This is a genomic window from Okeania sp. SIO2F5 (genome assembly GCF_010692685.1).
GTDB lineage: Bacteria > Cyanobacteriota > Cyanobacteriia > Cyanobacteriales > Microcoleaceae > Okeania > Okeania hirsuta.
Map to the genome: position 1 here is coordinate 63,018 of NZ_JAAHGU010000005.1, position 19,589 is coordinate 82,606.

Consider the following 19,589-nt stretch of genomic DNA (forward strand, 5'->3'; position numbering starts at 1 on the left):
AAGAAATGCAGGATATTAGAGAACAATTGGCCGAAAACTTGGATGTAGCTGAATGGAATTGGTTAGTACCCCATGTAAAACGTGATGCTGTAGTAATTGTAGGCAAAAATTTAGATTTATTAGATGTGGGAGTAGCGATCGCTTCTGATAATATATCTTCTGTGCAAGACTGGATTAGCCGAGAACTTATTTATAAGCCCTCAGCCGAACAATTGTCAATTTGGAATAGTAATGATAGTAAAAAATTTAATGCTTTGATAGTACAACCTTTTGTTTTGGTACAAGAATCTGATGCTACTCAAGAAGATAATGGAGCTACCAGTCCTGCACCAGTATAACCAGTAGTCACCCATAAAATTGCTCTCATGCCATCTCTAATAACTTTTTCAATGGGTTCGGGCGATCGCCCAGAAGGTACAGGCATTGGCTTAAAATTAATGCCCCTACTACCTAAAACAATTTCCCCGATAACTTGGGCACGAAGCATGTGGTCATCTGAAGTAACTAAATAAACACTTGTAATACCATGGGATTTTAATTTATCTACCATTGTGGTAAAATTAGTTACAGTATCTACGGCATCATAATCTAAATGTAAGCGAGTTTGCGAAATGCCACTACTAGAAAATAACCAATCAGCATATTCAGGGTTAGTGCCAGAAGACACCCAGATATCTAGCTGCGGATGTTGGCGAGCAAATTCTGCCGCAAAAACTTCTCTCTCTATCGCCCCACCAAGTACAAATAAAGCTTGAGGTGTTTCTAAACTACCTGCAAACTGTTGATAACTAATACAAAAAGTTAATATAAATCCTAGTAGAAACCAGAAAATGCGGGAAATCTTCAATTTTTTGTATAATTTCTTACTGGAAACAACCCTCAACACCATATCTTTCACATAAAAAACCATCTGTAGTGTTACAGATGGAAGTAGATTCTATCAAATAAATATTCAGATAGTATTATTGACCATCCGGAGTAGGCAATTATGGCGTTACGCGTAAGTCAGAACTCAGAACTTAGAAGTCAGAAGGCGCAAATTAATCCCTGACTGAGTTTGAGTGTTTATAATTACGCTAACCTATTTCCATAGTGCTATACAAAAGATTTTTTGAATAAATAACAATTTCTGGCGTTGGTGAATTTAGCTATGATTTTTTTGCTGAGGGGGTAGGGAATAGGTAGGGGCGTTGAATGCAACAGCATACTCTCCAAGGCCTAAAATAACTTATAGGAGAGTTTTGGACTTCTCTATAATATTAATTAAAATCGGAGCGGCGGGATTTGAACCCACGACCCCCACTACCCCAAAGTGGTGCGCTACCAAGCTGCGCTACGCCCCGACAACCATTAATATACTATAACATCATATTACACTTTTGCAATTAATTATTATGTTTTGAGAAAGATATTTTTTATACATTTATGATAGTTATAGCAGTCGAAGAAAAGGCCGCGGGCAGATCAAAAGCTTAAAACTCAGACAACGCAAGATTTTCCTCTCTTCCCCCTTGCCCCTTCCTTCTTCATTGTGCTATGTGAGTTAAAAAACTTTTAACATTTGTGCTGCTTGGACTAAACCAGGCACAGCTTGTACAGGCCATTTTCCCTCTGCTCTGCGCTCTTGATTTAAAATGAACTGAACAGTATAACTTTCTGGAAACCCTTCTACCTGCATCCAGAGCAAATCACTTTCAGCTTCGCAGACTATTCTCTCTTCATCCATCAACTCATCTGCCATCTGGTTTATAGCTTTATTTAACTGGTCTAATAATCTGCAAAAATCCTCAAGTTCTCCTTCTGTTAGTTCTATTGACCACTCATTACCAGCAACTAAACCCTTAAATCTTTCTGCTTCAGGATTCAACCCTAACCGCCAACCAGCTCCACTTTTGACTATTCGCCCCATTTTTTATGGCCTCAGCAAATCTGCATCTCCCGGTTGGGGAATAATTGGCGCTCTAGGATTTGAACGTCCAGAGTTATCTCTGTGATATACATCTGGTATTGATGGAGGGTTAGGATCGCCACTAAAAATATTTACTAATCTATTAACTAAAGTTTCTCTTTGAGAGCGAGTTAAACTTTGAATAGCTTCACGATCGCCCTCCATTGGATTTTCAGTTAAAGTATTCTTTCCTGGATATACCGATGATTGTAGATAATCATTCGCCCCAAGGTAATCTGCTAATGTTAATTTCCAGTCAAACCGATAATTGGGAGGACGACCTTTCACATATAGATGATACCGAATTAAACGTGACACTAGAGTTTCTTCAGTATCTACTTCACCCGTTTCTTGAGATATATAATTATTTTCTAATGGCAAATCTGGTATTTTTTCATATACAAATGGCCAAACCTCTGTAGCTCTAACTCGCTGTTGGACAAGTTTTATTGAGTCTTTAAAATTTTCTTGGTCTATAAATTTTTCTAACTGATAATGAGTAGAAGGGTTTGCTGTAATCGCCAGAGAAGTCCATAACCCTTCGATACTAGCGCAAACCACTACTGTGATAATAATAATCTTGAAATATTTGAGCCACCGCTTCTTGCTCATGGCTATTATCAAATAACTACTATTATATTTACCTATACTATGCTACTACTTACATCACTAATTATTTCTGGCTGCATCAATTCGTCGGACATTTCGACTACAGCACGGATAACAGGTTTCATTAATTGTTCATCCATATTATCAAAATCTTCATAACGACGGCGTTTGGCACGATTAGCTACTTGTACCACAACACGATAACGATTAGATGCAGCTCTGATCAGCTCTTCAGACCTACGACTTAGTTCTGCGGAATCAATACTAGATTGCTTTTCTATGTGCATAAATTTTATTACCCTGTATAGTTTAATCGGTCATCTCTTATGAGTTCAGTCATCAGTTAACATTTTTAACAGGTTTGTTTAAGACCACTAATATATTTTGAAAAGCGCGTGATGGTTTTTGATAGCCACTTGTTAATAACCCATCATATACCTGAGTAACTGTTTGTTGTTAACCTATTCAAGATTACCTAGCCTTTGGTAAGTCTTTAAACCATATTAGTAGACTCTTAGTCAACTACGATGAGTCACATTTGGAGTAAAACACTTATATTATAGTAGCATTTTTTCTGTAATAAGTAAAGGTGATTAACTGTCTAATATATATTTTTTGTTCTCTGTTCTCGAAATTAGGTGGTCAATGCTAATATTTTTAGTTAAAATTCAATCAATATTAATAAATTTATACTAATATTATCAATTTTTATTGCTTATGTTATTAGCTACTCCTTCGACTGTAAAGCGCTTTTCTCAGACTCATCATCATCCCCTAAAAATAGTTGCTTTGGGAGACAGTTTAGTTTATGGTTTTGGTGATTATGAAGGTGGTGGATGGGTAGAGAGATTACGACGGCAGTGGATGTTGCCAGACAGTCCTGGTCATGTGCTGTATAATCTTGGAGTTCGAGGAAACCGTGTTTTACAAGTAGAACAACGCCTGGAACATGAGTTTCGCCATCGTGGAGAATTAAGAAATCGTCAACCAGATATTATTATTCTTTCGGTTGGGGTAAATGATTCTGCTAGAGTCCAAAGACCAGATGGACGTTACTATACTGATTTTTCCAAATTTAAAACAATTTTAGATAATTTATTGGATACATCAAAACAACTTTGTCCTGTACTATTTGTGGGAATGGTTCCTGTTAATTTGGAGAAGATGCCTTTTCAAGATTGTTTATATTATAGTCACGAGGATCAATTTATATATAAAGAGGCGACTCGGTTGGCTTGTTTAAAGCGAAAAATTCCTTATTTAGATGTGTTTGAAAAATGGTTAAGTAGGGGCGAAAATTGGTGGAGATTACGTCTTTGTGCAGATGGCATTCATCCTAATGTCGCAGGTTATAAAGCTCTATTACAGGATGTATTGGACTGGGAATATCTGAATTTATTAACTAGCTAAGGTTAGTTTGAAGAGAAAGGAATAATGAGGTTTACTCGCCAGATCCTATTAACTAAGTGAGGAAGCAGGAAATTATGTAAGCATTTCCTACGGAATGCTGGGCAAGCAGCTACCTCACTATTAGTTATTCCTAAGTCATGCTTACTTGACTAAATCAATATTGATTAGCTTTTTTTACTTGTTTATGGCTTTGTTGCACAAAAGATGATGTTTAGGGTAAAAATAAAGAAGTTAAGATGGTACACAAAATACAGTCAGTAGGTATGAGTAAATCTAAGTCCTTGTATCGGCTCAAAAACTGGTCTGAGTATGATGCATCCTTAAAACAGCGAGGGAGTTTCACTTTTTGGCTGACTCCGGAGGTGATTCCGGAGTGGCTTAATCAGAAAAAAACTGGACCTAGGGGAGCATCTAATAACTACAGTGACACGGCCATTGAATTTATGGTGACTATACAATCCTGGTTTAGTCTGGCTGGACGACAGACGCTGATGTTTTGTGGAACCTATATTTGAATTGATGGACTTAGATTTACCAGCTACCTTTCCATAGCACCGTATCCCGTCGCTGACAAAAACTGAATGTTCAACTGCCAGTTATACCAACGCTCTGAAGCTATTGATCTGGTAGTAGACTCTACAGGGGTGAAAGTTTATGGAGAAGGTGAATGGAAAACAAGAGTTCATGGTAGTGGTAAACGGCGTACATGGGGTAAACTACATCTGGGAGTAAATTAAGCGACTGGGGAGATAGTGAGTGGGGTAGTGAGTACCAATGATGTGAGTGATGACCAAATATTTTCTGACCTATTAGATGGAGTAGATGGGGAAATAGCCCAAGTATCAGGAGACGGAGCCTATGATAAGTATAAGTGTTATGAGAAAGCTAGGCAACCAGGATCAAAGACAACTATTCCACCCAGGAAAAATGCAGTAATAGGTCAACTAGGCAACTGTAAATGTCCACCTCATCCCTGGGATGAAAACCTGAGAATAATTAGAATTGTAGGACGCAAGAAATGGAAGGGTGAATGTGGTGATCACCGACCCTCGTTGTCGGAAACCACCATGTTCAGGCTCAAAGTTCTTTTTGGAGGCAAGTTACGAAGACGAAAATTTGACAATCAGTCAGTGGAGTTATATCATGTTCGGACGGGTCAGTTATAATAAAATTTAAGGACTCCGGGTACCGACAGTACCAAAGAAATACTGAAATTATCAATGCTTTTCTCCAATATTTTCTATGTATTCCTCCTTTCTTCCCTCCTGACTCCTGAATCCTGACTCCTGAGGACTCACAACAGTTATTTATAAGTATTCAACCGAACATGATATTATTCATACAATGTTCCATGGTCAACGTGATGATTGGCGTAGGGTAAGCCGCAGAGCTACAAAGTAGAAATCTAGTTAACTTCCAACCAAGGGAGTTTTTTGCGATGCCGGAACGGATCGCGGAGCGAATCCCTACTTTCATCCAACAAAGCCCTTGTTTATCATAAACTGACTGTTGACATCTTGCCAGGCTTAAAGGCAAGGGTATTCCTACCGATCCGAAGCTCCTCGGTGGGTTGAGGTTTTGCTGATGCAAAGCTCCGCTAACACAGGCTGCAACTTACTATACGCAAGTCTTATACTTGCCTCCGCGTCCGTTTTTTATCTCGGACTGCCCGTCCGCTACTAGTAACAAAAATATAACATATGTATTCAAAAAAAACAACTAAAAAGTCGCCCGCTTATGGGCGAGGCTTTAAACCCAATTTTTCGGTAATAGTTATCTAAAAATTTATATCCAATCATAAATCAAATATATATTATTAGCAAATTAAGCGGCGTTGCTGAGTGGTAATGATTTTGAGATTAACTTTGGGCGCAAAACATCAGTTTTTCAATTTTACCTTCAGCTAATAGACATCTCCAAGAATCAAAAATCAATATCTATATCCCAAAGAAATTATCAATTCTTTACGCCTACTGCCTACAGCAAAGCTGCCTACTCCCTATGGGTGGAGTAGATGTCTAATTATGATTACATTTAAGCAACGCCACTTTTAAAGCTTGTTTCTAATACTTTAATTTGTTGTAGACAATGTATGTTGAAAATCATTTATATGATGATTGATTTCAAAACTTTTTTATTCTATTACTTAGATTGATAAATTATTGGTAAGCATTCAGCCGTCAGCTATCAGCTATCAGCTATCAGCTATTGCTTTTAGTACGCATTCAAAGCTGTATTAATTGAGCTAGAATTAAATCTTACTACAAAAGACCTTAAAATCTATATTCATTTAAACTCCATCCTGAAAAGGAGTGTCTTATTGCTGAGAGTTGACTGCTAATAGCTGAATACTTACAATTATTGTTTACTAAGGCGATCGCCTGTCTTCTTAATTATTCTGTTTTTCAATGATTTCCTATTTTTAGATTATTAATTTATCTCTGGCCAAATAATTAAAATTTAAAGCCTTTTATTTACAGCGGTTTTCATTTTGGTAAACCACAGTAGGGATGTTCCATGGAACGTCTCTAATATATTTTGCTTGTGACGATGTGGTTTATTGATTTGAAAAGCGCTGTAAATAAAAAATAAAGAAAAAAATTATTGTCGCCAATCCCTTCTTAAAAGAAAAAGTAATGATTAATTATTCTGGAAACCATCTATATTTATACTCTTATTAAAGAGTAAATATATTGCTTGATCATTTTACTTTGATTGAAGTTATGGAATAGCAATAATTGAAATCTTAATAGACAGCATCTTCACTTATTTATGTTGTACAACTGACCGGGTAAATATTTTTTGCTTGTTCTCTCTCCGGCCTCCCCATCTTACCTACTCCCTCACACCATCAATATATCTACTTCCAGAGAGTAGGAAACTGCTATATATTACAATAATTAAAGTCAAACTTATAAAAAACATATTTTCCTTTATTCCTTCTTCCTTCCACAAAAATATGAATCAAGAAAACTGGTTAAAAATATTAGAACAAAATCGAATAATTGCCGTTCTTCGTGCCTCAGAAATCGAGATAGGTATGAAAATGGCAAAAGCAGTTGCTGCTGGTGGTATACGCATAATAGAAATCACTTGGAACAGTCATAAAGCATCAGAATTAATTACTTTACTCCGCTCTGAATTACCCACTTGTATAATTGGCACAGGCACATTATTAACCATAGAAGAGTTACAAAAAGCACTAAAAATTGGTTGCAAATTTATCTTTACGCCACATACTAACCCTGCTATGATTCAAACAGCAAAAATAGCAGCAGTTCCGATTATTCCCGGCGCTCTTTCTCCCACAGAAATATTAACTGCTTGGCAAGCAGGAGCTAGCTGTGTTAAAATATATCCTATCTCAGCAGTAGGAGGCGCAACTTATATCACAAGTTTGCAAGGACCTTTAGGAGAAATTCCTCTAATTCCTACTGGTGGAGTCACCTTAGAAAATGCTAAAGAATTTATCAAAGCAGGTGCAATTGCTGTAGGTTTATCAGGGAAATTATTTCCCAAAGATTTAATAATTGCTCAAAATTGGGAAGCGATCGCGAGACAAACTCAGGCTCTAGTTAGAGAACTTTCAGCAAACAATTGAATCTGAAAATTAATCAAAATAATCTACTTCTCAATTACACCATTTAAGTATAAAACATGAAAAACTTAGTTAGTTCTAAAAAATGGTATCAAGTTGGTAAAATATGTGCTGCTACAGCACTAACTATTACAACTTTTTTATCCTGGTCAATACCAACTAAAGCTAGTGGATGGGAAAATCTAATTGCCACGAGAATGTTAGAATTACAACAATCAGCGGAACGTTGGATTTCAATTGACTTATCAACCCAAAGATTAATTGCCTGGGAAGGAAATAAAGTAGTTTATGCAGTCGTAGTTTCCACAGGTAAATCATCAACTCCTACTCGCTTAGGTACTTTCAGAGTACAAACAAAATATCGCACTGCCAGAATGACCGGAGCAGATTATGACGTGCCCGACGTTCCTTATACTATGTATTATGATGGGGGAATGGCGATTCATGGTGCTTACTGGCATAATATGTTTGGTACCCCAGTTAGTCACGGTTGTACGAATGTAGCAGTCAATCACGCCAAATGGTTATTTAACTGGGCATCAGTGGGGACACCTGTAGTAGTACATGAGTGAAAGAAAAAAGGGCGTTGCTGAAGCGCGTGTATGATATTAATTTTAATTACTTAGGAGGACTGAGTCAGGAGAAAGAAAAGTGCTTTTCCTGAAATTAAGTAAAGAGAACATCTAATTTTGCCATTCAAAGAATGACTCTTAATTTACCTAAATTACTAAATTATTTATTTCATACCTCAAATCACCAAGGCCGAAAAAAGTAACAAAAAATATATATGCGTATTCTAGCCATCGGAGATATTCACGGTCATTCCAGAGCATTTGATACATTGATTGCAGCAGTTAAGCCACGATTAGAGGATGTTATTATTACTCTTGGTGACTATGTAGATAAAGGTCCAGATTCTCAAGGAGTGATTAATCGATTAATTGCACTTTATGAAACTGGCCAACTTGTAGCCTTACGTGGCAACCATGAATTAATGATGATGAGGTCTCGTGATTGTTCGCAATATGAAGTTCGCTGGCATAATTCTGGTGGAAAGGAGACTTTAGCTTCTTATTCAAAATCTGGTAAATCTCAACTAAAACATATTCCAGACGAACATTGGTATTTCCTTGAGAATATCTGTGTAGACTGGTGGGAGTCGGATGAACATTTTTTTGTTCATGCGAATGCTGCTCCCGATCTATCTCTGAATGAGCAGTCAGAGTACAAGCTTTTTTGGGAAAAACTTGATAACCCCATGCCTCACTTTTCAGGAAAAACAATGGTTTGTGGTCACACAAGTCAAAAAAGTGGTAAACCTCTTAATGTCGGTAACACTATTTGTATTGATACCAGAGTTTATGATGACGGTTGGTTGACTTGTTTGGATGTCAGTAGTGGTAAACTTTGGCAGGCAAATAAAAAAGGTAAGTTGAAAACAGCGTTAATAGATGATTTTGCAACTCGTCAAACATAAAAAACGATGGGAGGAAAGTTCCCGGAAGATTTATCCCCTGATTTAATAACGACTCGCGGGTAATAAAGTGGCGTTAATTTCCGGTTTGGTTTTCAATGTACCTCCTAACAGTCTCTGTCGAAGCATTGCCAGTAGTTGCACAGAAAAAGCTTGGTGTCCAGAGGGTAGGTGATTTCAGCAGTCTAGGAAATTCTTTTCTCAAGTGATGCGAAGCTCTACCTTTGACGCGCTTGATAATTATTGATAGTGCAAAAGTTAGGATCGACTTCTAGGAAGAGATGAACATGGTCTGGCATAATTTCTAGTGCTATCAACCTCCAGTTGTTCTCAGTACATAGCTCAAAAATAATCTCTTGGAGCCTTTGTTTGACATCCCCTACGCGGTTTAGCGGGTGATAAAGCCTTTGACTGAGAGAGGAATAGAAGTAGTGATTCCACCGAAAAAAAATCTAAAAGAACTCCGTAATTATGATCGAGTCTTATACAAAGTACCTCATCAGATCAAAAATTTTTTCGCCAAACTCAAACAGTATCGAGCGATCGCCACAAGGTATGACAAGGGTTCAGTAAACTTTCTAGGAGGAATTTATGAGGAATTTATTTGGTAGCTTCAGTCATTTTATTGCCATAGCGATCATCATCTTCCTTGATCATATAATGGCTATATTCTAGAGTTTAGACTAACTATAGCAGTGCATTCTGGCAGATTTACACATTATTTTTTGTAAACCTTTTCGCTTACTGCACTTTGAGTTGGAAGTTGTAAATACCTGAGGGAGCAGCGCTGTACCCAAAAATAACACCGTACAGTCTAGTATAATCTCATGTGCGATCGCTACTGAATACCAGCAAAGTTGATGGTTAACAAATATTAGAGTTGTCGCTAAATAAAGGGAAAAAATAACTCTAACCTAGACATAGCAATAATTCCCAGCATTTTTGCCATCCAATAGCTACAATCCTTACAGAACAAGGTTTTTGGGGAATTTTTAAGTTATAAAGCGACAAGTCTATTAATATAGCAATGAGCGCTGGTATATTTACAAATTGCAGGAGATGCCCAATAGCTAAAAGTCTTATATTATAGGCAATTTATCCCCCCTGTTGCCTGTTGCCTGTTGCCTGTTGCCTGCGCACAGCGCTATAAATCAAATTTCAGAAAAAGGGAGAAAATTGAAAAGCAATTAAATAGAAACATAACTCTCCCTGATGAATACTAACATAAATAGACTGCAAAAATTTAGGACTGATACCTACAATTTACTTGGGTTTGCTCAGGATTCCACTTATGATTTAATCCATGCAGTTTTAACCACGCTTAACAGCCAATGAATTGGCTGATTTTTCCCTTTCACCTTGATTTCAAAGACAATGGCCTTCTACTTATGAATCCTTATCTTCCGTGAGCTTAAGCCTCAAAAAAACTTAAGCCCTGGAAGGGTCGCACAATCAATGTTCGGACTTTTAGTCAAGATTAGAACCCCTGCTAAAACTGCCAAACCCCGTGGAAAATCCACTGGTTGGAAAACAGGTAAAGTCAGAAGTAAAAGAACCCGTTATCCTGTAGTAAAAAAACGAAAAAGTCCCACAAAAAAAACCAAAAATCTGAAAACTTAGACTCAATTTTTGGTTAATTTACCTTCTTTTTTCACCCAAAACAATCTTGGGAAATTTTGTCTTAGTCTAAACTCCAGTAATTTTATGATCTGAAAATTTAAGAATCTACTATAGCAATCCTATTTCATATCATGTCCGATTATATACTTAGACTTTGATGAAAGGGAGATAGAGAACATAAGTTAGAAGGAAGAAGGGTTTCCTCCAATTGTGACGTAATTTTACACACTAAGGATACTACCGGACATGATATCAGTTGCGGGTAACAATATCTTGGAATTTAGGGAAAACCTTAACTGGGAATAAGGGGAAAAGTTTCAGAATTTTTATCTATACTGAGATTTTTGACAAATCATTTAGGATTGCTATATTAGTTAGAATCTAAAAGTAGTCCGTAATGTTGTCACCCAAATAGTATCATTAAAATCATCGTGATTCGGATTAGTAATCACAAATAAACCAGGAGTAACAGAGATATTATCATTAAGTTGGAAGCGATAAATTGCTTCTATAGCAATGAGCGCTGGCATCTTTACATATTACATAAATATTGATAATGTAACATAAAAGTAACTGTATGAGCTGTATTTTTCATAAATTAGGCGATCGCTAAAGGTTAAAGTTTTAAGGATGCGTACTGCTCCATGGCCTCTGGAGTCAGCCAAAAAGTGAGACTCCCTCGCTGCTTTAAGGAGGCATCATACTCAGACCAGTTTTTGAGTCGATACAAGGACTTGGAGTTGGATTTAGACTTACTCTTACTCATATCTGCTGAGTGTAGTTTCGTGTACCATCTTGACTTCTTTATTTTTACCCTAAACATCATCTTTTGTGCAACAAAGCCAATCACGATTGATAAAATATAAAATACTGAGCGTCAAATTCCCCATTTTTCCATTATCATCAGCTCCTTTTAATGACGACTAATTTTGATTTGAATCAACACCAACAATGAGAATACCATCTGGTTGTAGTGGTTGTAAAATTATTTCAAAAAATTTCAGGCAATTATTTGTAGAAAGATTGGTAATTGTACTTCCTTTAAAAAAACTACGGGTTTAGTAAAGTTTTTAATCAGATCGATTTTCTTAATAAAGTCTGTATTGATTTTCTCAACTGATATTTCTGGTAACTCTCGGCTTAAAATTTCCTCACTCTGATCCAGATAAGTTTGACACAAATCTATAGGAACATAGCTTTTCAATTGTTTAATTTCTTTAAGGAAGGGCAGACTTTTATTTTTGAAAGCTATATCTGTACCCAGACCAAATTCTATAACATTAGATCCTGGTGGAACATAAGCAGCTATTTGGCTAGCCTTATTATTAATTAATTTGATTTCTTCCTTGTAAAGATAATAATTTAAATTTTGAGATATTAGTTCTTGGTAACATCCTTCACCATTGGCAGAATCGTCCTCAATATTAGGAGTACTGTACAAATAAGGAGCTAGATTTTCTTCCTGTTGCTGCAAAAATAGAGATTTTACATCACAAAGAAATGAGGTTTGAAAGTCTGTCATAATGATTTTTCTTTGTAAGTAAAATATAATAATACTATAGAACTTCTCATTTGATGAATAAAAAAAACAGTGGATATGATACTTTTAGATTTTTTGCCTAATTTTAACTAGCTATCAGCTATTAGCTAGCCTCCTACAGAGGAACTACGTTAACAGCTATCAGCTTAAAAACTTGTGCATAGATAATTGTATCTGTTTGCGGAGCATTCCGTCAGGAAACGCTTTTAAAATTATTTCTTGCTGACAGGAACCATTTTCCCATTATTAATTAATTTATACTTAATGCCACGCCATACTACTGTACGCTTAGTCAACGCTAGAGCAAAAAATATTAAACCAAAAAGATCGCGCAAAGGCAATAAGTAAAGACTTTTTAAACCTTCAGCATCTTTCAACTCTTTTAAAATTATCCCACTGGTCAGAAGTCGTAAACCAATTGTAATCCCTAATACTCCTAGTCCCAATAAGTCTCCCATTCGTGCCACAGCGAAGAAAATAGCAAAAGGTACTGCTCGGATTAATATAGTTGCAATAAATGGCCCAGAACGTGCTAAATATGTATTCTGATCCCAATAAATTTGATGAGTCCACCATTGTCGCCAATTCTTCAAGTCTACAACTACATCAATAATATAAGGTAAAAGCACCATTTTTTTCCCAGAAGTCCAAACCCTCCGTCCAAGTTCGTAGTCTTCTACAAGATAATTTGCTAGACTCTCTAAACCACCAAGTTCTTGTAGTGTGGTTTGATTTATGGCTATGGAAGGTCCCAAACAAGCATTGGATGCTCCCGTAACTGCTGCAAATATCACGCTAGGAATAAAGTCTGCATTCATGGTTAATAGTTCCATCTTCTCAAACCATCGGTAGGCACTTTTGGCTTTAAAGAGAGTACAGACACATCCCACGTCGGGATTGGATAGAGGAGCTATGATATTTTTGATATAGTCAGGTTTGAGATTTGTGTCACTATCGCTGATAATAATGATATCGTGGTGTGCCTCAGCTATGGCACCAAGTAAATTATTGACTTTACCATTAGCTCCTCCTTGAACATTGCTAATGACAACGAAAATCTTCTGAGTGTCTACTTCTGCTTGAATATCCTCAAGAATAGGGAGGGCTAAATCTTCAGGGTCTTGAACTGAATAAATTACCTGATACTCAGGCCAATCTTGAATAGAAATGCTACGCAGGTTTGACTTGAGGTCTTTTTCAATACCTCGTACTGGTTTCAGTACAGTGACAGGTGGGTGAAATTTTTCTGTGGCATTTATGTCTGGGGTGGTTTTCCTCAAAAATTGTCTAGTAGTCCATACACTGAGGATTGAATATACAGAACCACCGACTATCGGTATCAGGCAAATTATTTGAAGCACCTCTACAGGGGTTAACATTAATTAATTCTTGTTTTCAATTTTTCAATTCAAGTATAGTTATGTAATTATAATTTAGCAACAGTAGCGATCGCTCGCCAATTTGCTCTAGCCTCGAAAAAACAAAATAAATAATAATACCATGAGATTTTCCCATAATATCATGTGCCTCTTCCAGGGGAGCTACGCTATCGGTTGAACAGTTATAAATAATTTTTAGAAGTGAGATGGGGAGAGGAGGGAGAAAATATATGAGGGTGTTTTTCTCATATTATTAATCACTATAATTGTACTGTTTGTCCATGATCTGGGAAAGTGGCGAAACTATACTGAGGAAAAAAATCATGTATGGCAGCAACTATTTTAAATACATCACCCATCCAAGCAGCACTTTTTTCCCCAGAAAAATTCTGTATTTGTCGGCAACGCTGTAGTGATGATTGTGCTTGAGCATAACTTCTCGGACAAGTATCATCAATTAACTATATAGTTTTTGAATGTGCCACAGCAAGGAAAGCACAAAAGTCTCGAAAAGTTTGTTCAAAAGTATGGAGACCATCTAAGTAAATTAAATCAAATGACTCAAACTCTTTGGCATAACTTCTAAAAAATTCATCACTGGAAACTTCTAGAAAGACCACTTTTCAGTGGCATATTTATCCTTATTTAATCTGAACTGAGGATCGACGGCAACTTTATTGGTAATATTTACTGCATTAAAAGTTATACCTTTTGATACTCTTATTTCTAGATATCTGGATGATTGATTAATACTAGCAAGCTTGTTGAGGCGATCGCTGCGACTTTTAATGAAACATAACCCTCATCAGTGAACAGAGTCTCAAAATACTTTTCTCCTGCTATAACTCCACTAAAAGGGATATGATTTATTCCTCAAAAAAGCCGTTGTGGTTGATCTTTTCTCAGGTTATTTGTTAACTCAAAAATCCTGTGCTGTAGTTTTTCTAAATAAGAGAAATACCATTTCTTTTGTCCAAGTGTTAGCTCACTACCCGGTTCTGGAATGATAAGATTTTCAAAAATACAGTGGTTATTTGTAACTAAAACACATTTAGCTAGCGGTATGCCTATAATTTCTAGTATTTGAGTAAACCATAAAGGAAAAGTATATTCAGCTAGGGAGGTATTGGGGGGTTGTGAAATAGTAAAAACAATGCCATCATGAATACTGATATCAAATGCCCAAAGACGATGAATACTTTCAGTCAAAGCGTGCCCAAAGTGTGGATGAAAAGGACCTCCGTAGATATATGTACCATGGTAAGTTTTTGAACTATCAATCTGATGAGTATCACTGTTGTCGCTGCCAAGATTATTTTTTTCATTCACTTCTATGAACTGATCTAAGTAGACTATTTCTTGCTCTAGACTACCACCGCGTTGATGACGGAATATTTTTTCTTGATCTAAATTGATATTGCTTCGTCGATGACGGAATATTTCTGGCATATTATTGGGAAAAACTACACCCCCTGACCACTTATTATGTTGTTCCTGAATCTGAATGGGTTTGACTATGGCATTGTGTATTTTGAACAATCGATTTTGCTCATCTGAATGCTCTAACAGTTTCTCACTCTTAATCTACCTTGAACTTAGTTTGGTCAGACTTAGTTTCCTCCAACTCCTTCTTTAATTGAGACTTTGACTCTGACTGCTCTTTCTCTTTCAACTGAGTTTCCTGAAGTTGAGAATAATACTTCTCCAACACATCCATTGTTTCACTTAACTGAGACTGCGACTGCTCCAATAACTGCTCGGTTTCCCGCAACTGAGACTTAGTTTCCTCCAACTCTTTGTGCAACTCCGAGTCCGATCGTGGCTGTTGTTGTTCCTGTTTCTCTCTCAACTGAGCTTGCTGCAATTGTGATTGAGATTGCTCCAATACTTCCATTGTCTCACTTAATTGCAACTGATACTCATCTAACAACTGCTCAGTTTCCCGCAACTGAGACTTAGTTTCCTCCAACTGTTTGTGCAACTCAGACTCTGACCCCGACTGCTTCTGTGCTAACTCTGCCTTAACCTGCTCCAACTCTTCCTGCTTCTCCTGCAACTTTCCTTGCAACTCTTCCAATGTCGCCATCGTTTGCTCCATTTGAGACTGATACTCTTCCAACACTCCCATCGCCTCACCTAACTGCGACTGGGACTCCTCCCATAACTGTTTGGTCTCCTGCAACTTGGACTTGGTTACTGCCAATTCCTGCTTAACTTCTCCATCTGATTCTGACTGCTGTTGCTCTCCTTTCTCCTTAAACTGATATAACTCAAAGTGGGTTTGCTCCAACTCTCCTAATACCTCATCTAATTGAGATTGCGTCCGCTCCAACTCTTCTCTGACATCATGCAACTCGGACTTAGTTTGATCCAACTCTTGTTGAGTTTGTTGCCATTTAGCCTTAGCTTCTTCTAGTTCTTTTTCTGTTGTTGCTGCCATTAATTTATATTCCCCTTAATTTCTTCAAATATTACCAATATCTTGATAAAATCAAATTCTAAAAATAAGTTAACTATACTGAGTAAGTGACTTTATCCTACCTCCATTTGTTCCCAATATTCCGGATTTAATTTCTTCTGTTGAATATTTATGTAGTATTTTTGCTCATGTTTTATTTGTCTAATTTTATTTAATTAAATCTGTCTTCTACTCACTTATTTTTCACTACTTACCAAAACTTTCTGCTGAATTTTCATAGTGCGCTTCATCAATTTTTGCCATTCTTCAGAATTTGTCAGCTTTTCACTATCTAACTCTAGACCTTTTTGCTGAGAGAAATTAGCAAAACTATCTAACCATTCCATTACTATTTCTGTCCGAGAGTTTTCAGTATATTTCAAAGATTTCTGAAGGCACTCTTGCATTTCAAGCAAATTACCTTTTTGATAAGCATACCAAGCTTCCCAAACTAATAGTTGATATTCTGTTTGACTCTCGGATTTATAATTTATTAGAATGGCTTGTTGATACTGCAATTTTTCTAATTCTGACTGAGTTTGTGTTAGTTGAGACTTTGTTTTAACTAATTCTTTTTGTGCATTTTGTTGTTGAGATTGAGATTGTTGCAATAATATTTCTGTCTGCCTCCATTGAGTCTTAATTTGTTGCAATACTGTCTGATTTTCCTGTAATTGTAGTTGCTGTTTTTTTCGTTCTTCATCAGTTTGATATAGCTGATTTTGAAACTCTTTTAATAATGTTTTTGTCTGTTTCATTTGAGAGTGAGATTGTTGCAATAGTATTTCAGTCTGTTGAAGTTGTGAATTAGACTCTACTAATTCTGTTTGAATCTCTTGCATTTTTAGGTTGTTGCGCTTCAATTCTTGCTTTATTTTATGTAATTGAGATTTAGATTTTTCCCATTCCTGCTGATTTTTTTGAATTTCTTTTAGTTGTGTTTCTGACTGTTGCAATATTGTTTCATTTTGTTTGAGTTGAGAGTTAGATTCTGTTAACTCGGCTTGAGTTTGATTTAGCTGAGATTGAGTTTCTTGTAATTCTTGGCTAGTTTTTTGTAGTTCAGATTCAGACTTTTCTAACTTTTGTTCATGCTTTTGTAGTTGAGAATTAGATTCTGTTAACTGAGACTGGTAATATTCCCACTCTTCTTGAGTTTGGTGTAACTGATGTTTATAAACTACTAATTCGTCTCTAGTTTCACATAAATTATGTTTTGTTAATCCTAATTCTGCCTGAGTTTGTTTCAGTTGTGAGTGGGAGTTTTCTAATTCTGTCTCTACATTGTTTAACTGTTCTTGATATTGTTGTAAACTCTTCTCATTTGCCATTAACTTAACCTGAGAATCTTCCCAGTCTTCTTGAGTTTGGTGTAGCTGATTTTGGCAAACCTTTAATTTAGCTTGAGTCTCATACAAATTATGTTTTACTTTCCCTAATTCTGCTTGAGTTTGTTTATTTTGTGATTCGGACTTTTCTAACAATACTTCTGTTTTTTCTACCTGAGATTGAGATTTTTGCCATACTGATTCTGTTTGCTGAAGTCTATAAGTAAATTGTTCTAGTTCTTCTTGTGTTTGATGTAGTTGTGACTGATTTTGTACTAGCTCTCCTTGAGTTTGGTGTAGTTCAGATTTTGTTTGTATAAGTTCTTTTTCTATTTGATCAAATCTGGTTTGAATATGTTCAACTTTTTTCAGTTGAGACTGAGTTTCTTCTAATACTGTTTCTGTGTGGTGGAGTTGTTTTTGAGATTCTAATAATGTTGTTTCGGTGGTATCGAGTTGAGAAGCATATTTTTCTAACTCATCTCGTGTTTGTGTTAATTGAGACTTAGTTTGTGTTAGTTCTAATTGACTTTGTTGGTATTGATTTTTATATTTTTCTACCTCTGCTAATAATTTTTTATTCTGACTTTCTACACTACATAAATTCATCCAGTCTTGAAAAGCCCAAATTCTATAGGGAGATGATTTGATGTTTTCTTGCCAGGAAAAGTCTGGTATTTCATCGGCTGGTTTCCAGGCTCTTGCTTCTAATTCCTGGTACATTTCTATAGCTTCAGGAAAGTAATAATCTATGAGAGTGGATCTATGATCGTCTGCTGATAATTGATTATTAAATAATGATGGTTCGTAGATATTGGCAGTGGGATAATTAAAGTTTGTCTTAAATTTTTGATTAATTGCTTCAATAAATACTTGTTGGTTATTTATGATTGTTTGAATATTTGTCAATAGACAATAATTAGCAGCATGATTATAAAAATTAATAATTTTTTGATTGTAGTGTAACCATAATTTTACTGCTAATTCTGGTTGACTTTGAAATATTTTATCTTGCCGACTATACAGAGAATTAACTACTTCCCAAGGAGAACGATAAACTAATAAAAATTTGGCATTTGGCAGTAGATTTGCCCAAAAATCTAGAAATAAAGTTGTACGGGTTTCTTTCCATCCCCAATTTCCACTTATAGAATTTTTGGCGATAATTTCTTTTGCTATTTCTACAAAATTTTCTTCTATATCTATTTTTTCTTGGAGAGTCCAACCATCTGCATCTATTCCTTGAGATTCTAATACTTGTTTATGAAATTCATAGAAGTCTAAATTTTCAAAATATCCTTGAGGATTAGCTTCTGTTCCCTCTGTTAATTTCCGACCAATATGTAAACCAGAACCTTGGAGGATGGAAGCTGTTAAAGAACTTCCTGAATGGTGCATACTGGTAATAATTAGAGTTGATTTTTCTGTTTTTTGCATCATATAGATTTTGATTATGTATTAGTTATTAATATTACTATATAATTTTTTTGATCGTCTTGTTAACTTTTTGGCATATTGATTAACTGCTTTAAGTCTTCTACCATTATAGATTTTAGGCTGGTGGTTCGGTAAGTTTGTGCTTAAAGTTGCCAGATTGTTTAATCCTAAATCGATAGCTACTATCCTAGTTTGAGTTAAAGGTTCTGTTTCTATTTCCTGTTCGTAAACTACCTCAATTATCTCAGCATTTTTTTCGGAATAATTCTAACTTTTTCTGATTTTTTAACTCTTATTTTTTAAATAAATATTAGTTTTACTAAGGCGAATTAATCCTTTTTTTAAAGCTTTTTGACTAAGAGCTTGATTATGATAAATTACCACATATCTACCATTACTTCTATCTCCAGCATTACCTTGATAATTAAGATTTTTTGGCCTCACTTTAAATTTACTTGGGAAAGCTTTATCTTCTCGGTAAGCACTATAATAACTTTGCCATACTTTAAGAACCATTCTGAGAACTTCTTGACTAACTTTACGAGGTAAAACTCTTAGTATATAACTATTTTTGATATGATAATAAACAGTAGTAGCATCCGTTTTTGACCGGTAAAAAAGTTTTGACAATCTAAATAATTCGCAGCATTGTAGAGATTTTTCGTCAAAAAAGATAAACCATCGCCCTCGGCGAAAAGTGAATGATTTTTTTTGATCAAATAATATTCTACTAAGAGCATAATTGTTTATATACTTGAGTCGGTCAGAAAAAAAAATTAACTAAAACT

General features: G+C 35.8%; 24 protein-coding genes, 1 tRNA gene and 1 pseudogene. 9 read left to right on the forward strand and 17 right to left on the reverse strand.

All coding sequences use genetic code 11. The annotated features are described in order from the left end of the window. Positions 1-5 precede the first annotated feature (5 nt). Positions 6-338: a DUF2288 domain-containing protein gene (locus F6K27_RS02920; RefSeq protein WP_287274136.1), complete on the forward strand. Its 333-nt coding sequence runs from the start codon at positions 6-8 to the stop codon at positions 336-338. Here F6K27_RS02920 and F6K27_RS02925 read toward each other — a convergent pair. The 5 genes from F6K27_RS02925 to F6K27_RS02945 form a co-directional block, all read right to left on the reverse strand. Beyond that, positions 299-889, reverse strand: a complete 591-nt coding sequence (locus F6K27_RS02925) for a YdcF family protein (RefSeq protein ID WP_287274195.1) — start codon at positions 887-889, stop codon at positions 299-301. The genes F6K27_RS02920 and F6K27_RS02925 overlap by 40 nt on opposite strands. Positions 890-1,269: 380 nt before the next feature. Further along, positions 1,270-1,343 (reverse strand) — tRNA-Pro (locus F6K27_RS02930). A 200-nt stretch (positions 1,344-1,543) separates the two neighbouring features. Continuing rightward, entirely contained in the window at positions 1,544-1,909 is a 366-nt protein-coding gene (locus F6K27_RS02935; protein WP_287274135.1) for a DUF1818 family protein, read from the reverse strand. 3 nt (positions 1,910-1,912) lie between these two features. Further along, positions 1,913-2,560 carry a hypothetical protein gene (locus F6K27_RS02940; RefSeq protein ID WP_287274134.1) on the reverse strand — a complete coding sequence of 216 codons (648 nt, stop codon included), beginning with the start codon at positions 2,558-2,560 and terminating at the stop codon, positions 1,913-1,915. Between the two features lie 32 nt (positions 2,561-2,592). After that, complete coding sequence (locus F6K27_RS02945) at positions 2,593-2,838, reverse strand: DNA-directed RNA polymerase subunit omega (protein ID WP_124143348.1); 246 nt, start codon at positions 2,836-2,838, stop codon at positions 2,593-2,595. A 436-nt stretch (positions 2,839-3,274) separates the two neighbouring features. On the opposite strand from F6K27_RS02945, the gene F6K27_RS02950 reads away from it, so the two are divergent. The 6 genes and pseudogenes from F6K27_RS02950 to F6K27_RS02980 all read left to right on the forward strand — a co-directional run bounded on the left by F6K27_RS02950 (position 3,275) and on the right by F6K27_RS02980 (position 9,042). Further along, complete coding sequence (locus F6K27_RS02950; RefSeq protein WP_287274132.1) at positions 3,275-3,967, forward strand: GDSL-type esterase/lipase family protein; 693 nt, start codon at positions 3,275-3,277, stop codon at positions 3,965-3,967. Positions 3,968-4,203: 236 nt separating this feature from the next. Then, on the forward strand, positions 4,204-4,482 hold the full coding sequence (locus F6K27_RS02955) for a transposase (RefSeq protein ID WP_124143336.1): 279 nt from the start codon (positions 4,204-4,206) through the stop codon (positions 4,480-4,482). 66 nt (positions 4,483-4,548) lie between these two features. Continuing rightward, a pseudogene (locus tag F6K27_RS02965) lies at positions 4,549-5,133 on the forward strand (IS5 family transposase). Positions 5,134-6,926: 1,793 nt separating this feature from the next. Then, complete coding sequence (locus F6K27_RS02970) at positions 6,927-7,568, forward strand: bifunctional 4-hydroxy-2-oxoglutarate aldolase/2-dehydro-3-deoxy-phosphogluconate aldolase (protein WP_287274127.1); 642 nt, start codon at positions 6,927-6,929, stop codon at positions 7,566-7,568. Between the two features lie 56 nt (positions 7,569-7,624). Further along, the gene (locus F6K27_RS02975; protein ID WP_124147087.1) at positions 7,625-8,137 is read left to right on the forward strand and encodes a L,D-transpeptidase; all 513 of its coding nucleotides are present in this window, start codon (positions 7,625-7,627) and stop codon (positions 8,135-8,137) included. Between the two features lie 215 nt (positions 8,138-8,352). Continuing rightward, complete coding sequence (locus F6K27_RS02980; RefSeq protein WP_124147088.1) at positions 8,353-9,042, forward strand: metallophosphoesterase family protein; 690 nt, start codon at positions 8,353-8,355, stop codon at positions 9,040-9,042. Positions 9,043-9,115: 73 nt separating this feature from the next. Here the strand turns inward: F6K27_RS02980 and F6K27_RS33470 are convergent, their stop codons facing one another. Together F6K27_RS33470 and F6K27_RS33475 are read right to left on the reverse strand one after the other, a co-directional pair. Further along, positions 9,116-9,244 carry a transposase gene (locus tag F6K27_RS33470; RefSeq protein ID WP_353735922.1) on the reverse strand — a complete coding sequence of 43 codons (129 nt, stop codon included), beginning with the start codon at positions 9,242-9,244 and terminating at the stop codon, positions 9,116-9,118. 13 nt (positions 9,245-9,257) lie between these two features. After that, positions 9,258-9,491: a transposase gene (locus tag F6K27_RS33475; RefSeq protein ID WP_353734941.1), complete on the reverse strand. Its 234-nt coding sequence runs from the start codon at positions 9,489-9,491 to the stop codon at positions 9,258-9,260. On the opposite strand from F6K27_RS33475, the gene F6K27_RS02985 reads away from it, so the two are divergent. After that, the gene (locus F6K27_RS02985) at positions 9,447-9,650 is read left to right on the forward strand and encodes a transposase (protein ID WP_205127232.1); all 204 of its coding nucleotides are present in this window, start codon (positions 9,447-9,449) and stop codon (positions 9,648-9,650) included. The genes F6K27_RS33475 and F6K27_RS02985 overlap by 45 nt on opposite strands. A gap of 844 nt (positions 9,651-10,494) precedes the next feature. Further along, entirely contained in the window at positions 10,495-10,659 is a 165-nt protein-coding gene (locus tag F6K27_RS02990) for a hypothetical protein (RefSeq protein WP_287283986.1), read from the forward strand. Between the two features lie 374 nt (positions 10,660-11,033). Here F6K27_RS02990 and F6K27_RS02995 read toward each other — a convergent pair whose 3' ends face one another. From F6K27_RS02995 to F6K27_RS03030, 10 genes are all read right to left on the reverse strand, one after another. Continuing rightward, positions 11,034-11,189 (reverse strand): carbohydrate porin, encoded by a 156-nt coding sequence (locus F6K27_RS02995; protein ID WP_353735923.1) that lies wholly within the window; start codon positions 11,187-11,189, stop codon positions 11,034-11,036. An 86-nt stretch (positions 11,190-11,275) separates the two neighbouring features. Next, the gene (locus F6K27_RS03000) at positions 11,276-11,425 is read right to left on the reverse strand and encodes a hypothetical protein (protein ID WP_287300836.1); all 150 of its coding nucleotides are present in this window, start codon (positions 11,423-11,425) and stop codon (positions 11,276-11,278) included. 157 nt (positions 11,426-11,582) lie between these two features. Beyond that, a complete protein-coding gene (locus F6K27_RS33480; protein ID WP_353735127.1) occupies positions 11,583-11,690 on the reverse strand; it encodes a hypothetical protein in 108 nt (35 codons plus the stop codon). Beyond that, complete coding sequence (locus tag F6K27_RS03005; RefSeq protein WP_287274125.1) at positions 11,660-12,181, reverse strand: L-histidine N(alpha)-methyltransferase; 522 nt, start codon at positions 12,179-12,181, stop codon at positions 11,660-11,662. Before F6K27_RS03005 ends, F6K27_RS33480 begins: the two co-directional genes overlap by 31 nt. 230 nt (positions 12,182-12,411) lie before the next feature. Then, positions 12,412-13,578 (reverse strand): glycosyltransferase, encoded by a 1,167-nt coding sequence (locus tag F6K27_RS03010; protein WP_287274123.1) that lies wholly within the window; start codon positions 13,576-13,578, stop codon positions 12,412-12,414. Between the two features lie 873 nt (positions 13,579-14,451). After that, a complete protein-coding gene (locus F6K27_RS03015; protein WP_287274121.1) occupies positions 14,452-15,117 on the reverse strand; it encodes a hypothetical protein in 666 nt (221 codons plus the stop codon). A gap of 40 nt (positions 15,118-15,157) precedes the next feature. Further along, positions 15,158-16,018, reverse strand: a complete 861-nt coding sequence (locus tag F6K27_RS03020; RefSeq protein WP_287274119.1) for a hypothetical protein — start codon at positions 16,016-16,018, stop codon at positions 15,158-15,160. Between the two features lie 215 nt (positions 16,019-16,233). After that, positions 16,234-18,804: a chromosome partitioning protein ParA gene (locus F6K27_RS03025; protein ID WP_287274117.1), complete on the reverse strand. Its 2,571-nt coding sequence runs from the start codon at positions 18,802-18,804 to the stop codon at positions 16,234-16,236. A gap of 18 nt (positions 18,805-18,822) precedes the next feature. Further along, positions 18,823-19,044: a transposase gene (locus tag F6K27_RS33490; protein ID WP_353735925.1), complete on the reverse strand. Its 222-nt coding sequence runs from the start codon at positions 19,042-19,044 to the stop codon at positions 18,823-18,825. Positions 19,045-19,086: 42 nt separating this feature from the next. Further along, entirely contained in the window at positions 19,087-19,431 is a 345-nt protein-coding gene (locus F6K27_RS03030; protein WP_287274115.1) for a hypothetical protein, read from the reverse strand. Between the last annotated feature and the right edge of the window lie 158 nt (positions 19,432-19,589).

Coding starts and splice junctions, on each gene's coding strand:
- F6K27_RS02920 (WP_287274136.1), top strand. CDS start 6: ATGCAGGATATTAGAGAACAATTGGCCGAAAACTTGGATGTAGCTGAA.
- F6K27_RS02925 (WP_287274195.1), bottom strand. CDS start 889: ATGGTGTTGAGGGTTGTTTCCAGTAAGAAATTATACAAAAAATTGAAG.
- F6K27_RS02935 (WP_287274135.1), bottom strand. CDS start 1,909: ATGGGGCGAATAGTCAAAAGTGGAGCTGGTTGGCGGTTAGGGTTGAAT.
- F6K27_RS02940 (WP_287274134.1), bottom strand. CDS start 2,560: ATGAGCAAGAAGCGGTGGCTCAAATATTTCAAGATTATTATTATCACA.
- F6K27_RS02950 (WP_287274132.1), top strand. CDS start 3,275: ATGTTATTAGCTACTCCTTCGACTGTAAAGCGCTTTTCTCAGACTCAT.
- F6K27_RS02955 (WP_124143336.1), top strand. CDS start 4,204: ATGGTACACAAAATACAGTCAGTAGGTATGAGTAAATCTAAGTCCTTG.
- F6K27_RS02970 (WP_287274127.1), top strand. CDS start 6,927: ATGAATCAAGAAAACTGGTTAAAAATATTAGAACAAAATCGAATAATT.
- F6K27_RS02975 (WP_124147087.1), top strand. CDS start 7,625: ATGAAAAACTTAGTTAGTTCTAAAAAATGGTATCAAGTTGGTAAAATA.
- F6K27_RS02980 (WP_124147088.1), top strand. CDS start 8,353: ATGCGTATTCTAGCCATCGGAGATATTCACGGTCATTCCAGAGCATTT.
- F6K27_RS02990 (WP_287283986.1), top strand. CDS start 10,495: ATGTTCGGACTTTTAGTCAAGATTAGAACCCCTGCTAAAACTGCCAAA.
- F6K27_RS02995 (WP_353735923.1), bottom strand. CDS start 11,189: ATGCCAGCGCTCATTGCTATAGAAGCAATTTATCGCTTCCAACTTAAT.
- F6K27_RS03000 (WP_287300836.1), bottom strand. CDS start 11,425: ATGAGTAAGAGTAAGTCTAAATCCAACTCCAAGTCCTTGTATCGACTC.
- F6K27_RS03005 (WP_287274125.1), bottom strand. CDS start 12,181: ATGACAGACTTTCAAACCTCATTTCTTTGTGATGTAAAATCTCTATTT.
- F6K27_RS03010 (WP_287274123.1), bottom strand. CDS start 13,578: ATGTTAACCCCTGTAGAGGTGCTTCAAATAATTTGCCTGATACCGATA.
- F6K27_RS03020 (WP_287274119.1), bottom strand. CDS start 16,018: ATGGCAGCAACAACAGAAAAAGAACTAGAAGAAGCTAAGGCTAAATGG.
- F6K27_RS03025 (WP_287274117.1), bottom strand. CDS start 18,804: ATGATGCAAAAAACAGAAAAATCAACTCTAATTATTACCAGTATGCAC.